Source organism: Mycetocola sp. JXN-3, assembly GCF_014522285.1.
Classification (GTDB): Bacteria; Actinomycetota; Actinomycetes; order Actinomycetales; family Microbacteriaceae; genus Mycetocola; species Mycetocola saprophilus.
On sequence record NZ_CP041635.1, the window covers coordinates 2801078 to 2817603 of the forward strand.

Genomic DNA, 16526 nt, shown 5'->3' on the forward strand with positions numbered 1-16526 from the left:
AGTCTGACGCCACGCAGGTCCGGTGCTTTTAGCGCGGGTAGACCGTCACCGTGGAGGAGCCGGGGTTCGCGGGCTGCACCGCAAACGAGGACAGCGCGCTCGGGCCCGCATAGCTCACCGAGGCCAGCACGTCCCCGGTTCCCGACATCACATAGCCGGCACCGGCGGTCACCGGAACCACGGCACCGCCGCCGGCGGGCACGGTCACCTCGATCGGATCACCCTCGACCGGGGTCAGCGTCACGCGAGCATCGGCGTCGCCCCGGTTTCCCAGGTGCAGGCGGGGGTTCTCCCCCGGCGCGATGGCAAGCCGTGCGGAGTTTCCGATCTTGGAGCTGGAGGCAAACCAGGCAAAATCCGCTCCGTTGGTGGTGGTGACGCGCACGCCACCCACCACCGGCTGATCCGATTCAATCTTGACCCCGAAGGATCCGGCCGGCAGGTTGGCCAGGAAGATTTCGTGCACCACACCCGCGGGCACGGTCGCCTCGAGCGACATCGGGGCGCTGCCCCCGGCCTCATTAACAAACGAGATGGTGACCTTGGCGTCGGTGGTGCCGGGAACCATCAGGCGCAGCGCGGTCGCGCGGTCATCGTAGGTGTCATCCGATTCCAGCTCGGCGGGGGCATCGGGGATCACCACGCCGGGAATGTACTGGCTGAGCGCGGGCGGGGCCGACGGACCGGCAACCTCGACACCCGAGGGGGTCAGGCCGCGCACCGAGCTCTGCTGCACGCTGGCAAACACGTGTCCACCGCGGGTGCTCACGTGGATGATCGGCTTTTCCAGGCCCGGGGCAAGGCTCGCCAACGAAACCACCTTCTGCGAGCCCGCCCGCACGATGATGCCATCGGCACCGGGGGCCTCCACGCGTCCGTTGTCGCCAAAGATCTCCAGCACCACGTTGGCGTCGGCGGTCCCCGGGTTGGCCAGGGTGATCAGCGAGGTGCGGCCGGTCGCGGTGCTTCCGGCTACCAGCCAGGCGTCGGCCACGGGCTCGGCGCAGGCGCTGGCCGCGAAACCGGAGAGTCCAGCCAGGCCGGCCTGCTGGGACTGGGACCCGGCCAGCAGCGGGGTCTGGCTTCCCGCCACCGGAATCCGCAGCGCCTCGGCCGAACCGGCCTCGGTTCCGCTGAGCTCGGGGTTGGTGAGCGGGGTCACCGAGGGGTCGGTGTCGGCGCTCGTGGCGGTCTGTACGCCCCCGATGACGGTCGCCTGTCCACCGGACTCACCGGGCTGCAGCAGCGGACCCGAGCAGACCCGGGTCTGGGCGGCGGCACTGGGGTGAACCTGGACGCTCGGCGCGCTGGCGGTGATCGTGGGGATGGTCACCCGGGTGAACCCGAAGGCCACCAGGCCCACGACTCCCACCCCGGCGATGCCGGCAACGATGCGTCCGGAAACCGTGGCGATGCTCCGTGAGGAAACCATTTACTTCTGCTCCTTCGAGTCATCGGCCGGGGCTTCGGGTGCCGCGCCGGTGACGATGATCGTCGGTTCGGCGGCCGGGACGTCCTCGGGGGTCGCAATCGGTGCGCTTCCGGCATCGGCGGCCGGCACATCCGGTTCGGCGACCACGGGCGTGACCACAGGCGCGGCCTCGGCGGTCCCGGTGGCCCGCGCCAGCTCGGCGTCGTGGGCGGCCTCGGCGGTGCGTGCGATCTCATCGGCGTCGGTCGGTTCGGGCCAGGCAGGGGTCGCCTCGGCCTCGGGTGCGGTGACCGGGGCCTCGGGCTCATTCACGTCCGGGGCGTGGGCCTCAACCTCGGCGGTGAGGGCCGCCTCGGCCTCCTTCTCGGCGACCCGTTCGGCACGGCGACGGGCGCGGTTCGAGCCCTCGGCCTCACGATGGTTTCCGCGACGACCGGCCGCACGGCGACCGCCGCCCGAACGCGGAACCGCGTGACCGATGGTGCGCGGGGTGGCCTCGGCCATCCGCCGCGAGGCCGCGGTGGGAACCGCGAGCAGCAGCGCCACGATGAACACCAGACCGGTCAGGAAGCCCACCACCGGGGTGGCCCAGGTGGTCGGAGCCTCGGCGGCGGGCGGAATCTCGCCGTCAAAGCGCCAGAGGATGCCCTGATCGGTCGGTCCCACGCGTCCCAGCGCCCCCTCGGTTTCCAGCGCGGCTACCGCACGGTTGAGTGTCTGTTCGGCGCCGGAGGCATTCGCCGGGTCGAGTCCGGGGCTGGCCGGGGCCAGCAGGACAAAGCGCACCCGCAGGTCGGTCAGGGTCTTGGCTACGTCCAGCCCGCTGGCCGAAATCAGGTTACCGGCCAGGTCGGCGACGCGGTTATCGTCCTCGGTCAGCGCGGTGCGGGTGTTGGCGCGGGTCGAGCGCGAATCCAGGCTGGTGCCGCCCCCACGAATCAGCGTCGCGGAGATGGCGTCGGCCCGCTCGGGACGAATCAGCAGGGTGCCCTGGCTCGGATCCTGGCCGGCGGCCGCGGTCACGTAGGCGGGCAGGGTGCGTCCATCCGATGCCTGCACCGGGCTGTGTCCGGTCGGGAAGATCGCGATCATCGGACCGGCCACCACGATGGCCAGCACACCCACCACGAGGGCGGGGATCAGGCCGCGACGACGCATGGCGTCCAGGCCCACGGCCGCGGCACCCACCAGGCCCAGCCAGTACAGGCTCAGCGCCGGTGCCGGCCAGATCGCCACGGTGTTGGGACCGCTCAGGGTCACCAGCAGGTGACTGGAAAGGGCCGCGGTGGTCAGACCCAGCAGCGCGATCAGCAGCAGCCCGGACACGCGCAGGGTTCCGCGGAAGAATAGGGCGATGATCGCCAGCAGGAGCAGGGGGGCCAACAGAACCGGCAGCGCCCACTCGGCGGCGACGCCACCGATGCCGAGCGCGGAGATCAGTCCCGGCCAGCCGCTGTTGCCGTAGGCGGGCATGCCCAGGGCGATCTTCCAGCCCTCGGTCACCGGATACGCGGTAAGTACCGAACCGGGATCGGCGAGCAGCGCCCACCAGTTACCGGCGCGGATTCCCTGCTGCCAAATCAGCGGGGCAAACAGGGTCAGCGCGGGGATCAGCATCCAGATCACGCGCGGGATGTACCGTCCGGCGGTCACCAGCAGCACCACCCAGATCAGCGCGAACGCGATCGAGAGCGAGGGGGCACAGGCCAGGATAACCGCGGCCAGCATCGCGGCCACGGCGGTCGCCGCCCAGGAGCGGCGGAAGACCGAGGCGGTGTAGAACAGCCAGGGCAGCAGCAGGTGCACGATGACGGCACCGATTTCCCCGGCTGCCAGCGAGCCGAGCAGGCTCGGGGCCAGGGTCCACAGGGCGGCCACAAACAGGCGGTAGCCGCTGCGTTCGGTCAGCCGGGTCGCGGCAAACCAGGCGCCCAGGGTCGCCAGCGGCAGCGCCAGCAGGTAGAGCAGCACGATCGAGAACGAGGGGTTCCAGAAGGTTAGCGTGCCCAGGAAGGCCAGCACCACGGCGAACGGATCGGCCGCGGAGATGACGCCCAGTCCCTGGTCCCGCCAGGCAAAGCCGGTGTTTCCCCACAGCTCGCCGACGGTGTTCGAGAGCGGCAGAAGTCCGCCGCCGGTCAGCGCCTGGACGTCGATAAAGCGGAAGAACAGCACGGCCGAGAGCAGCGCCGATGCGGTGACCAGCCATCCTCCACCGCCGGAGATGAAGCGCAGGTCGCTGCGTTCCACCACCACGGTGACGGCTCCGGACTCGCGACGCAGACGGCTGCGGCGGGTGACCTCACCCACCGAGATCCGCAGCGGCGCCAGCTGGGCCCAGCCCACACGCTTACCGGCTCGGAGGCGCTGGCGGGAGCGGGAGACCCGGCCGAATCCGAAGGCCACGGCCAGGGCGGCCCCGATCTCCGAGGTGATCAGTTCGGGCTGCTTGGTGATCAGACGCCAGACGGCGCGCACCAGGGCCAGCGGGAGCAGGCTCAGCCAGTGCAGCCAGACCACGGCCGCGTTGGCGTAGACCATCCGGCGATGCAGTTGGGCGGCGCGGGACACATAGGCCTGGCGGCGTACCACGGCGCCGCGACGCGAACGGTTGGGACCGGCCACGCCATCCCCGGCCCAGCGCACGCGGGCACTGGGCTCAAGCGATACCCGCTGCTCGGCCAGACGCACCCGCACCGACAGGTCCAGGCCATCATCGGCCTGGTGCAGTGCGGGATCGATGCCGGAAACCTCGTCCCAGACCCGGGCGCGCACCAGCATCGCCGGCGCGGCCACACCCAGCACATCGCTCACCGCGTCGTGCTGGCCCTGATCGAGTTCGTTGGCAACCAGGGTCACGGCGGCCCCGAGCGGGGTCATCGACTCTCCATAGGAGATGATCGTCTCGCCGCGATCCCAGTCGAGAAGCTTGGGGCCCACGATGCCCACCGAGGGTGAAACCTCGAGTGCACCCACCAGCGCCGCCAGGGCGCCGGGCTCGGGTGCGGTGTCCTGGGCGAGCAGCCAGTAGGCGTCTCCATCCACATCCGTGGACACACCGGCGGCGGTCAACACGTCGGAGGATGCCCGGATTCCGGCCCGCACGGCCTCGCCGAAGCTCAGATTCTCGCGCAGCTGGACGATCTGCTGGATCGCCGCGCCCTGCAGCAGTTCGATGACCGCGGGCGGGGAGGCAAGGCTCACGGCGACGACGTGATCGGGACGGCGCGTCTGAGCCTCGAGGGCGTGCAGCGTCGCCCTCAGGTGCACGGCATCCCGGGAGCCGTCCTGGACAACAATGATGGCGGTTACACGTGGAGACATTTCTTCCAGACTATGTTGTCCCGGCGAGCACCGGGACTCGCTGCCTCGGCGCGCCATAAATCCCGGCGGATGCCCAGGAAGCACACCGGGGCGGAATCCTCAGATTCCACCCCCGTGGTGAGTCCTAGCCCGCGCGCTTTTTCAGCTTGCGACGTTCGCGCTCGGAAAGTCCGCCCCAGATTCCGAACCGCTCGTCGTTACCCAACGCGTATTCCAGGCACTGAGCCCGCACCTCGCACGAGGTGCAAATACGCTTTGCATCGCGTGTGGAGCCGCCCTTTTCAGGGAAAAACGCCTCGGGATCGGTCTGCGCACACAGCGAGTCCGCCTGCCATGAGAGAGGATTCCCGTCCTCGTCATCGCGGCGCACTCCGGGTACTCCCAGATCAACCGGGTCAATAAACCAGTCGTCGGGAACCCCCTGTCGATAGTCGAGTGACATATCGACCCCCTTTCCCCTTGGTGTTTCGGTGCACCGGTTAGTGACACCTAGATAATTACACCTTTGTAATTGGGGATTCGTCAAGTCGCAGATCGTAAACCCTCAGCGCGAGCTAGAGACTTCACGACGCGCCGACAGGTTCAAATCGTGTTCAAGCGGTGACGCCAAACGGGCCCGCGGCGATCCAGATTTCGCCGTTCCCGGCGATGCGTACCGGCGTATCGCTCGGAGTCAGATATCGGATTTCTCCGCGCACCAGATCGGTGTGATCCGCGCCGCGATCCAGGGCCGCCTCGCCGCGGATTTGCAGCGTAATCGCCGGTCCCGAAACCGCAAAACTTCCCGCGATTTCGGGGTCTACGCGGTACAGGGCGAAGTTTGCGCCGGCCGGCCGATAGCCCACAATGCCCGGGGCAATCTGATCACGATCCAGGAACGGAACGGGGCCGGGGGTAAACCTGACAACGGCCAAAAGCTCGGCAATATCGACGTGTTTGGGGGTCATTCCGCCGCGCAACACATTGTCACTCGCCGTCATCAACTCGAGTCCAACACCGCGCAGATAGGCGTGCATGTTTCCCGCGTCCAGATACAACGACTCCCCCCGTTTTAGGGTGACCCGGTTGAGGAAGAGTGCCACAAACACACCCGAATCCTCGGGATAGTCCGCGACAAGAAGGCGGACCGTCTCGGCCAGATGGGGCAGCGGCACCCGGGAAATCGACGCGGCGGCCGCGACCAGCGCGGCCCGCTCGGCCTCTCGATCGCCCCCGAGCGCGGCCGAAACCTCCTGAGCCAGCACCTCCCCCTCGGTACCCGCCTCGATCGCTCGGGTGAGCCGCTCGCGCAGCGCGTGCAGCACCGGGTCCTGCACGCCGGCGTGCACCAGCTCGTCCAGGTCGGCGATGACCTCGGCGATCGGGCGGAACCCCGAGAGCGCCTCAAATCCGTCCTCCATCGCCACGATCAGCTCGGGCTTGGGGAAGGGGTCCCGATAGTTACGGTTCGGGGCATCCAGGGCGATCCCCGCGGCGTTCTCGCGTTCGAAGCCCGCGCGCGCCTGCTCGGCATTGGGGTGGGCCTGAATCGACAGCGGAGACCCGGCGGCCAGCACCTTAAAGAGGAAGGGCAGCGCACCACTCTCGGTCCCCGCGGCCGCGGGTTCGGCCGCCAGCCACTTCTCCAGCGTGCCAAAGCTTGCCGGCCCCTCCGGTGCACTCACCCGCGTCGGGCTGCCCGCATGGGTTCCCAGCCACAGTTCGGCCTCCGGCGCCGCGGTGGGCGTCCCACCCAGCAGCGCGCTGATCGCGCCCGGGGCACCCCAGGCATAGTCGCGGGGAGTATTGGTGAGGGTGACGAACACTGCTTCCTCTTTTCTACGGGTGCGCCGTTCACGGCCGTCCTGGATGTGCTTATGCCCACCATACAAGTCCGGGCACCCGGTCGTGACGAAGTCTGGAGGAACTCACCAAGGTGTCTGGCGCGAGCCTCGGCCTCTCCCTAGGCTGGGGTCGGTTTCATCGGTGATTCAGCAAAGGAGCGATCATGACCTTCCAGCCCCTCGACAGTGACTTCTACGGGTTCACCACCCGGCTCGAACCCCATGAGCAGGAGGCCCTGTCCACGGTCCGCACCTACCTCGCCGAGAATGTCGCCGATCGGGTCACCGATCTCTGGGAGGCGGCGGAGTTTCCGCATGATCTGATTCGCCCGCTGATGGCCACCGGCGTGGGTACCTGGGCCTGGGAGGAAACCCGGCCGCGGGAAAACTCGGCGGTGTTCCGCGGGTTCTTGGCACTCGAACTCTCCCGCGTGGACGCCTCCATCTCGACCTTCCTCGGCGTGACCGAGGGCCTGGCCATGGGCTCGATCGGGGTCTGCGGCTCGGCCGCCCAGCGCGCCGAGTGGCTCCCCCGGCTGGCCACCGGCGAGATCGTCGGGGCCTTTGGGCTGACCGAACCGCTCTCGGGTTCGGACAGCGCCCGCGGGCTGACCACCACGGCCACCCGGGATGGGGACCACTGGGTTCTCAACGGCCAGAAGCGCTGGATCGGTAACGCGACCTTCAGCGATATCACCATCATCTGGGCCAAGGACACCGCAGACAACCAGGTCAAGGGCTTCATCGTGCCCACCTCCACCCCGGGTTATGTGGCCACCAAGATCGAGCGCAAGACCAGCCTGCGCATCGTCCAGAACGCCGACATCACGCTGACCAATGTACGCATCCCCGACTCCCTCAAGCTGGAAAACGCCAACTCCTTCGCCGACACCGCCAAGGTGCTGCGCCTCACCCGGGCCGGCGTGGCCTGGTCCAGCGTGGGCGTGGCCATCGGCGCGTATGAGGCGGCGCTGGAATATGCCCGCGAACGCATCCAGTTCGGCAAGCCGATCGCCGCCCACCAGCTGATCCAGGATCTGCTGGCCAAGTGCCTGGCCAATATCACCGCGTCGATCGCGCTGTGTGTACGGGTCTCCGAGATGCACGATGAGGACGCCCAGCGTGATGAGCACTCGGCCCTCGCCAAGTCCTTCTGCACCTCGCGGATGCGCGAGACCGTGGCCTGGTCGCGCGAGATTCTGGGAGGCAACGGCATCGTGCTGGACTACCGGGTGGCCCGCTTCTTCGCCGATGCCGAGGCCCTGTACTCCTATGAGGGCACCCGCGAGATGAACACCCTGATCGTGGGCCGCTCGATCACCGGCAAGGCGGCGTTCGTCTAGGCACGGCGGGCACACCCGGTTCGCCGTGAATCCGGCTGGATCGCCGGGCAATTCGGCGTGGATCGGCGGACCTACCGGGTAGTGTTGAGCTATGTCCGAGACCCGAGTTCTCCCGCCCGCCGCGCTGTCCACGGAGCGCCTGTGGCTGCGCGCGGTGGCCACATTTGCGCTGTTTGTGGCGCTGGCGGGCGACGGGCTGCGCAACCTGCTCGGCTTCCCCGGATACCTGGTGGTGGCCGCAGTCACCCTGATCGCCTGCGTGGTGCTCACGATCCGGCTGCGTCCGCGCCCGCTGACCGGCCCCTGGCCGCTCGCGCTGACCGGATACATTCTCTTTGCGGTACTCTCGCTGATCTGGTCGGCCTATCCCGGCGGATCGGCGATTACCCTGCTGGGCATGCTCGCGTGCACGGCCATCGCGCTGATGCTCGCCCTGGTGATGACCTGGAACGAGATCATCGGCGCGCTCACCCGCGCGGTCCAGGCGGTGCTGGCGCTCTCGATCGTGTTTGAACTGGTGGTCTCGCTGATCATTCGTCACCCGGTCCTGCCCTTCTGGGTGGAGTACGGGCATAAGCCGCCGCTGCTGGCGTACTGGTCGCGGAACGTCCTGTTCACCGGCGACCGGATCCAGGGCATCCTGGGCAACGCCAACCTGCTGGCGTTTGTGGCCCTGCTGGGCATCATCCTGCTGGGGCTGCGCCTGCTCGCCTATCCCGGGCTCTCCCCCGCCGCCCGCGCGCGCGAACCCCGGCGCTGGGTGACCGCCGCCTGGTTCGCCCTGGCGGTCCTGCTGTTTGCGCTGACCCGTTCCTCGACCCTGGTGCTGGCGCTGGCCGCGGTGATCGTGGTTGGTGCCGCCGCCCTCTGGGTGCGCGCCGGCGCACCGGGCAAGCAGTTCGGGCGCTCCCTGATTGTGGGGGGCATTTTTGCCGTGGGTGGTATCGCCTTCTGGCTGCTGCGGGATCGCGTGTTCTCGCTGCTGGGGAAGAGCTCGGATCTGACCGGACGCGCCGAAATCTGGGCCACGGTGATCAAACAGGCCGAGAAGAGCCCGATTTTGGGCAACGGATTCGCCAGCCCATGGGTCCCCTGGGTCGAGCCCTTCAACCACCTGGTGGTGCGTAACCGCGTGCTCCAGTTACAGGCCCACAACACCTGGTTAGATGTCTGGATGCAGCTGGGCATCATCGGCGTGATCCTGCTGGCCCTGGCCCTGGCCTCGGCGCTGTGGCGCGCCTGGTTCACCGCGATCGACCGCCCCCGGGTGGACCACAACGATGCCCGCGCCTTCTCCCCCTATGCCCTGGTTCCGCTGCTGATCCTGGTGACCCTGCTGGTCCAGTCCATCGCCGAGAGCCGTCCGCTCGTGGAATCCGGCTGGGTCTTGATCTGCCTGTTTGCGCTCACCGGTGTGCGCCGCCCGCTGATGGATGCGGGCACCGACCTGGCCCCCGATGCCGATCCGCAGCCGCGCTATGACCGCCCCGAGGTGCCCCCGCCCGGCGATACCCGAACGGCGCACGCATGAGTCGTCCGGACCAGGGCGGCGCCGCTCCGATCCGACAGCTGCGCGAGGTTCTCACCGGTGCACCGGGGGTTCAGGCGCTCGCGGTGACGATCATCGGGTGGTCCTTCTGCGTGCCCTTTACCCAGTCGCTGCTGGGCTGGGCCGGCGTCGCGGCGGGGCTGGCCACGCTGTGCTTCCTGGCCGCCCTGATGCTGATCGGGCGGCGCGAATACATCGAGTGGGGCGGGGTCATCCCGCTCACCGTGCTGGCCTTTGTGGGCTGGTGCACCATCTCGGTCATCTGGGCCACTTCCCCGGCAAACTCGATGGTGGGGGCCGCCTATCAGCTCGGATTCGGGTTCCTGGCCGCCGCGGTGGCCCTCAGCCGCGACACGATCCAGGTGGTGCGCGCGGTGGGCACCGCGATGCGCATCCTGCTCACCGCCTCGCTGATGCTGGAGATCTTCTCGGGCATTCTGCTGGACACCCCGGTGCCCTTCCTCAAGATCAGCGGCACCATCGCCTCGGGTGGGCCGATCCAGGGCATCTTCGGCTCGCGAAGCTTCCTGGCCTTTGCCACCATGATCGCGCTGATCTCGTTTGTGATCGAGTGGCGCACCCGCTCGGTGCCCAAGCCCCTGGCGGGCTTCTCGATCTCGCTCGCGGTGATGTGTCTGCTGCTCAGCCGCTCGCCGGTGATGATGTTTGTGGCCGTGGTCCTGGGCATTGCCTCCGCCGCGCTCTATGGAATCCGTAAGGCACCGGCAGCGCGCAGGCCAGCCCTGCAGTGGGTCCTGCTCGCCCTCAGCGTGATCCTGGCCATCGTGGTGTACCTGAACCGAGTGTGGGTGCTGACCCTGCTCAACGCCAACGGGGAGTTTCTCACCCGATACTCACTGTGGATCCAGGTGTGGCGTCTGATACCGGTGAATACGATGGAGGGCTGGGGGTGGACCGGCATGTGGCGCGCGTCCACCACCCCGTACAACACCATCAACTTCACCCTACAAAACCATCACACCTCGGCCCTGAACGCCTACCTGGATGTTGCGCTCCAGGTGGGAGTGGTGGGGATCTGCCTGTTCGCGATTCTGGCCATCACCGCGTTTATTCGATCCTGGCTGCTGGCCAGCAACCGCCGCACGGTGACCTATACCTGGCCCGCGCTGATCATGGTGGCCCTGGCCGGGACCTCGGTGGCCGAGAGCTTTGTGCTGACCTCGGGTGGCTGGGTCATGCTGGTGATCTGCGCGATCCTGGCATCCCGCTCCACCTCCTGGCTGGCGCGGTTCCGGGAAACCCGGCGCGCCCTGCCCCCGGTGCCGCGCGAGTAGGTTCGCCTCCGCCTGCCACGACCGCTAGCGCGGCTGTAGGAGATCCCTCATGATCTCGGCGCGCCCCTGCGAGGTGTACCGCTCATAGTCGCCGCGGCGCGACTCCCGCAGCACGGGCAGGACGCGACGCAGCCGGTTGGTGGGAAGCTCCGCCCTGAAGGTTTCGATGCGCAGCTTGGCGCGCGCGTCGGCAAGCACCGCGTCCGGCGCAACGAGGGTGTGGGGGTCGACCTCATCGAGTCTCTGGACCAGCGCCCGGGTGCGGCGGGCGAGCCTCGGATTGCGATCCGGATCGGCTTCCAGGACCCGCGAAATCTTGGTGCGCAACGACGCCTTGGTCACCCCCACCTGGTTCTTCCCATGCTGTCGGTAGTTGATCAGCGCCGCGGTGGTGAACCCGATGCGCCCGCGTGATGCCGCCAGGATGGCCCACCACTCATCGTGCAGCCAGTCGGTCCCCACCGGCCCCGCCCACTCCACCAGTCGGCGACGCAGCGTCACCGTCGCCCCCGTTGCCAGGTTGCGGCGCAGCAGCACATCAAATCCCCGCCCCTCAAGAATCAGGGTGCGCTCCGCGGCAGAGATGGCCAGCGTCTCGAACAGGCCGAGGCCCAGATCCGTACCCGCCGCATCCACCAGGCGGGCATCGCCAAACAGCAGCTCCAGGTCCGGATCGGCGGCATGGCGCTCGAGCGCCCGCTCCAACCGGTCCGGCAACCAGACATCATCCTGATCGCTCAGCGCCACCAGATCCGTCCGGGCACCGAGCACAGCCCGGCGAAAGTTTTCGGCGGTTCCCAGCCCTGGATCGTTCACGATGATCCGGTGGGGAATCGGATCAGACCCCTCGGCACCCAGAACCTCGCGAGCAAGTTCCACGGTTCCATCATGGGAAGCGTCATCGGAGACGATCACCTCGGCGGGAGGCACACTCTGGGCTCGGATACTCTCCAGCTGCGCCCGCAAATACTCGGTCCCGCGAAAGGTACACACCACCACGGTGATCGGTTCATGCCCCGAGGTGAGGGGAATATCGCGGCTCATGTTTCCTCCAGTTGCGGGCCCGGCTTCGCATCCCCCACACTACCGGGCACGAGCCGTGCGTTCCCCGCGCACACTGTTACAGTGGGGAACTATGCCAATTGTTGTGTGCGATCTGCTCTCCTATACCGGTACCAAGGGCGGGATGGAGACCTATACCCGTGAGCTGTATCGCGCGCTGGGTGCCCTGGAAACGGGAATCGAGTTCATCGGTTTTGCCAGCGTCGAGGCCAGCGGAATGGACCTCTCCTGGTTCCCTGGTCGCACCGTCAATTCGGGAATCAGCGGGGAGAACCGGGTCGCCTGGGCCCGCGGCGAGCTGTTCGCGGTATCGAAGTTTGCCAAATCCGTCGGCGCGGACCTGATCCACTCCCCCGCCTCTCTCGGCCCGATGCGATCGAAAATCCCCGTGGTCCTGACCCTGCACGATGTCATGTACTGGTCCCACCCCGAAATGATGACCACCCCGCTCTATACCGAGCCGGTGAAGTGGATGGAGACCCGGGCCACCAAAAACGCCGCCCGGGTGATCACCATCTCCGAGTTTTCCAAGTCGGAGATCCAGCGCTTCATGCGCATCCCCGATGAGCGGATCGAGGTCATCCCGCTGGCTGGTGCCCGTCCCACCGAACGCCCACGCTCGGTTGTGCCCGGCGAGACGCCCTATATTCTTGCCACCGGCAACCGGCGTCCGCATAAGAACTGGGACGGCCTGATTCGCGGCCTGGCTCGGGTGGATGAGGACATTCGCCCGCGTCTGGTCATCACCGGCAGCCACGGAACCGAGGATCCGCTGCGCGCGGTGGTTGCCGAAACCGGAATGACCGACTGGGTCGACCTGCGTGGATGGCTCAGCGCCGAGGAACTGGGCGAGCTGTACGAGCACGCCACGGCACTCGGGCTGGTGTCCTTCGTGGAGGGATTCGGGCTGCCGGCACTTGAGGCCATGATGATCGGGTTGCCCGCGATTCTCAGCGATATCCCCGCGTTCAGGGAAATCTGCGGGGACGACGCCGTGTATGCCGATCCGCACAGCATCGACTCGATCGCCGACGCGATCACCCGCCTGATGACCGATCCCACCCTCGCCGCTCGGCTGGCCGAGGCCGGCCCCAAGCGCGCCGCCCAGTACTCCTGGCCGCGGGTGGCCGAGCGCACGCTCGAGGTCTTCCGGGGCGTACTCGGGTAGTCCCCCAGGGCCACTCGACCGCCGCCACGGGGCCGAGATCCGGGCAAAATTACCGAATTACCGGGATTCATTGCTACCGTACCCAGTGTGACTCTCGACATCATGCTCCCCTTTTACGGCCGCTTCGACCACTTCCGCGAGGCGGTGACCAGCGTCCTCAATCAGAGCGACCCGGATTGGCGACTCATCATCATCGATGATGTGTACCCCGATCCGGCGCCGGGTGAGTGGGCACAGGCCCTGGGAGACGAGCGGATCGCCTACATCCGCAACACCGAAAACCTGCGCCCCAGCCGCAACTACAACAAGGCCATCGGCCTGATGGAGGCCGACTTCGCGGTCATCATGGGCTGCGATGACATCATGCTGCCCGAGTACGTGGCACGGGTGCGCGAGCTCACCACCAGTTTCCCCGAGGCCAGCGTGATTCAGCCCGGTGTCGAGGTCATCGACGGCGAGGGTGCCGTCTACGAGCCGCTGGCCGACCGGATCAAGGCCCGCATTCGTTTTGACGGCTATGGCGCGCGATCCTTCGCCGGCGAGGAGCTGGTCACCAGCCTGCTGCGGGGCAACTGGACGTATTTCCCCTCCCTGGTGTGGAACGTGAAGGAGCTCAAGAGCCGTAGCTTCCGCACCGACCTCGATGTGGTGCAGGACCTCTCGATGCTGCTGAGCATCTTCTTCGCCGGCGGATCGCTGGTGCTGGATGACACGATCGTGTTCCAGTACCGCCGCCACGCAACCTCGCTCTCGGCCAAGACCGGTCCCGACGGATCCAAGTTCATTCAGGAGCGCACGGTGTTTGCCGAGGCCGCCGAGGAGGCGACCAAGCACGGTTGGTCGCGTGCACGCCGGGCTGCCCGCACCCGGTTCACCTCCCGGGCCAACGCGCTCTCCGAGCTCCCCTCGGCGCTCAAGGCTCGCTCGATGCCCGCCACACGCTCGCTGTCGCGACACATTTTCGGGTCCTAATTCCCACGCCCCGGGTATGCCCGAGGGCCGATTTACGCCGCCCCCGGTAGGATAAAAATTATGGTTTCGCTCGATTCAACGCTCATCGTCCTCCCCGCCTTTAACGAGGAGGCCTCGGTGGGCGATGTGGTGCGCGAAATCCAGCAGAAACTCGGCTCCGTGGCCTGCCTGGTGATCGATGATGGGTCCTCGGATGACACCACCCGGGTTGCCCGCGAAGCCGGGGCGACCGTGGTCACCCTGCCGCTGAATCTCGGCGTCGGCGGGGCCATGCGAGTGGGATTCCGCTATGCACTCGAACACGGTTTCACCAGCGTGGTCCAGGTGGACTCCGACGGGCAGCACAATCCCGAATCGGTGCCCGATCTGGTGGCCGGTCTGAGCGCCGCCGACATCGTCATCGGTGCGCGATTTGCCGGCAGTGGCGACTATGAGGTGCGCGGTCCGCGCAAGTGGGCGATGAAGGTGCTCTCGGGCATCCTCTCCAAGATCTGCGGAACCCGACTGACCGATACAACCTCCGGGTTTAAGGCCACCGGACCGCGAGCGCTGGCGCTGTTCGCCGAAAACTATCCGGCCGAGTACCTGGGCGACACGATCGAGGCCCTGGTCATCGCCGCCCGTGCCGGCTGTGTGGTCACCCAGATTCCCGTCTCGATGCGTCCGCGAGCCGGGGGAACCCCCTCGCACAACCCGGTCAAGGCGGCCCTGTATCTGGCGCGCGCGTTTATGGCCCTGCTGGTTGCGCTGATGCGGCCCTCGGTATCGGTCCCCACCCATGAGGCACCGCGTCCCACGAGCCCCGCGGCCTAGCCCGGCTCACGATTAGGAATGACGACAACCATGACCTTTTTGCCTCAGCTGCTGGGGATCCTCGCCGCGGTTCTGATTATCGGCGTGGTGATCGAGATGCTGCGCCGACGGCGGATGCGCGAACGACACGCCTTCTGGTGGCTGGGGGCCGGATTGATCGCCCTGATCGCCGGCATTTTCCCGTCCGTACTCGACGCGATTGCCGGGGCCCTGGGAATCGCCGTGCCCCTCAACCTGGTGTTCTTCGCCAGCGCCGCGGTGCTGTTCCTGGTGTGCCTCCAGCACAGCTCGGAGCTCTCCGAGCAGGAGGAGCGTATCCGCACGCTGACCGAGGAGGCGGCCCTGGGCAACGAGCGGGTTCGCGTGCTCAGCGAACGCCTGGACGCCCTCGAAGCCGGCGTGGAAAAGCCCCGCAGTTCCGAGTAGGCAGCACCCCGAGTCATCTGCACAACGCCCTCCCCCACAACCGTGGGGGAGGGCGTTTGCGTGATCGGGTGCCTAGCCTTCGGCCGGCACCGCGGGCACCGAACCTCGGGTCCGAAACAGCGTCACCGCATGGACCGCGAGGCCCAGCAGGGGGGCCACCCCCAGGGCCGTCACCGCCCGCACATCCACCGGCAGCGGAAGCACCAGGATCAGGATCAGCGAGATGGCCGATACCACCCACCCGGCCACATAGGCGGTGTGCAGGCCGCGGGCCAAGACGGCCGAGCCGGTCACACACAGGGCCGCCGTCGCGCCGGCGGTGATCACCACGGCGGCCACCAGGACGCCGCTGACGCCCTCGTACTTGCCGCCGAAGAAGGAGAGTCCCAGGATCCAGGGGCCGATCCAAGCTGCCAGCAGTCCCAGGACCACGCTGCCCGCGGCCACCGCCCCGATCAGCTTCACGATAAGCAGGCCGGTGTGTTCATTGCCCCGGAACCGGCTGATTAGGAACGACTGCAGCGACATCAGCGGAATCACGATCGGCGCCCGGGTCAGCGTCACCAGGGCGACCACGGTCGCGCGCTCGGCGATCGAATCATGCTGCGAGGTGGCCTGGAACACCAGCGGGAACCCGCTCACCAGCACGCCGGTGGCGATGGTCGCCACCACCGTCCGTGAAACGTTCCAGGACAACCGAGGCAACCGCACGTCGAGGGTGAAGGATCCGCGCACCCGGTGACGGATGAAGGGCCAGTAGAGCACCACCGAGAGCGGGAAGGGAAGAACCACGGCCCACTCGGTCAGGGCGACCGAATCCGTCCACAGCGTGACCGGGACCACCAGCACCAGGCGCAGCAGGGCATCGATGATCATCATCCCCGCCACCGCACGCCAGAACTCGATGCCGTAGAGGACCCCGCACAGCACGGCCACGGCCACATAGCCCACCGCACCAACGATCATCGCCGACAGAGCCGTCCACGGCCCCGCGGGGAAGAGCTGCGGGGCCCACAGCAAGCCGCTCAGCGCCAAAATCGCGGCGATCGCACCGGCCGCGAGCAGCGTGAACCGCAGGGCCCCTGTGGAGGCTGTTCTGGGGACCGGATGGGTCGCCCGACCCACCTCCTGCTGGATTCCGCTGAGCCCGGCAACCACCAGGTAGAGCGTCGACCAGAAGGCGGTGATCCGCAGCATCTGCTCGTGATCGTTGGATCCGATCAGGATGAGCTGGATGATGTAACCGGTGCCCCCGGCGATGGCGGTGGCGAGCAGGATCGTCGAGATCGCCCGGCCACCACCGGTCTTGGTGGTCACGG

The 16526-nt window shown here is 67.6% G+C and carries 13 protein-coding genes; 7 read left to right on the forward strand and 6 right to left on the reverse strand.

What is annotated here, in order from left to right; translation table 11 throughout:
- Positions 1-28 precede the first annotated feature (28 nt).
- The 4 genes from C7C57_RS12715 to manA form a co-directional block, all read right to left on the reverse strand.
- Positions 29-1432: a DUF5719 family protein gene (locus C7C57_RS12715; protein WP_187976708.1), complete on the reverse strand. Its 1404-nt coding sequence runs from the start codon at positions 1430-1432 to the stop codon at positions 29-31.
- Complete coding sequence (locus tag C7C57_RS12720) at positions 1433-4756, reverse strand: glycosyltransferase (protein ID WP_187976709.1); 3324 nt, start codon at positions 4754-4756, stop codon at positions 1433-1435.
- Between the two features lie 124 nt (positions 4757-4880).
- On the reverse strand, positions 4881-5198 hold the full coding sequence (locus C7C57_RS12725; protein WP_121689252.1) for a WhiB family transcriptional regulator: 318 nt from the start codon (positions 5196-5198) through the stop codon (positions 4881-4883).
- A 151-nt stretch (positions 5199-5349) separates the two neighbouring features.
- Entirely contained in the window at positions 5350-6561 is a 1212-nt protein-coding gene (gene manA / locus C7C57_RS12730; RefSeq protein WP_187976710.1) for a mannose-6-phosphate isomerase, class I, read from the reverse strand.
- Between the two features lie 182 nt (positions 6562-6743).
- Between manA and C7C57_RS12735 the strand changes: the two genes are divergently transcribed.
- The 3 genes from C7C57_RS12735 (at position 6744) to C7C57_RS12745 (ending at position 10766) form a co-directional block, all read left to right on the forward strand.
- Positions 6744-7922, forward strand: coding sequence for an acyl-CoA dehydrogenase family protein (locus C7C57_RS12735; RefSeq protein ID WP_187976711.1), 1179 nt, complete (start codon positions 6744-6746; stop codon positions 7920-7922).
- A 91-nt stretch (positions 7923-8013) separates the two neighbouring features.
- Entirely contained in the window at positions 8014-9453 is a 1440-nt protein-coding gene (locus C7C57_RS12740) for an O-antigen ligase (protein WP_187976712.1), read from the forward strand.
- Positions 9450-10766 carry an O-antigen ligase gene (locus C7C57_RS12745; protein WP_187976713.1) on the forward strand — a complete coding sequence of 439 codons (1317 nt, stop codon included), beginning with the start codon at positions 9450-9452 and terminating at the stop codon, positions 10764-10766. Before C7C57_RS12740 ends, C7C57_RS12745 begins: the two co-directional genes overlap by 4 nt.
- Before the next feature lie 24 nt (positions 10767-10790).
- Here the strand turns inward: C7C57_RS12745 and C7C57_RS12750 are convergent, their stop codons facing one another.
- Positions 10791-11810: a glycosyltransferase family 2 protein gene (locus C7C57_RS12750; protein WP_187976714.1), complete on the reverse strand. Its 1020-nt coding sequence runs from the start codon at positions 11808-11810 to the stop codon at positions 10791-10793.
- A 91-nt stretch (positions 11811-11901) separates the two neighbouring features.
- On the opposite strand from C7C57_RS12750, the gene C7C57_RS12755 reads away from it, so the two are divergent.
- The 4 genes from C7C57_RS12755 to C7C57_RS12770 all read left to right on the forward strand — a co-directional run bounded on the left by C7C57_RS12755 (position 11902) and on the right by C7C57_RS12770 (position 15207).
- Entirely contained in the window at positions 11902-12996 is a 1095-nt protein-coding gene (locus C7C57_RS12755; RefSeq protein WP_187976715.1) for a glycosyltransferase family 1 protein, read from the forward strand.
- Positions 12997-13083: 87 nt separating this feature from the next.
- Positions 13084-13968: a glycosyltransferase family 2 protein gene (locus C7C57_RS12760; RefSeq protein ID WP_187976716.1), complete on the forward strand. Its 885-nt coding sequence runs from the start codon at positions 13084-13086 to the stop codon at positions 13966-13968.
- Between the two features lie 60 nt (positions 13969-14028).
- Positions 14029-14781: a glycosyltransferase family 2 protein gene (locus tag C7C57_RS12765; protein WP_187976717.1), complete on the forward strand. Its 753-nt coding sequence runs from the start codon at positions 14029-14031 to the stop codon at positions 14779-14781.
- Between the two features lie 30 nt (positions 14782-14811).
- Complete coding sequence (locus C7C57_RS12770; protein WP_187976718.1) at positions 14812-15207, forward strand: DUF2304 domain-containing protein; 396 nt, start codon at positions 14812-14814, stop codon at positions 15205-15207.
- A gap of 72 nt (positions 15208-15279) precedes the next feature.
- Here the strand turns inward: C7C57_RS12770 and C7C57_RS12775 are convergent, their stop codons facing one another.
- Positions 15280-16524: a hypothetical protein gene (locus C7C57_RS12775; RefSeq protein WP_187976719.1), complete on the reverse strand. Its 1245-nt coding sequence runs from the start codon at positions 16522-16524 to the stop codon at positions 15280-15282.
- Positions 16525-16526: the final 2 nt, after the last annotated feature.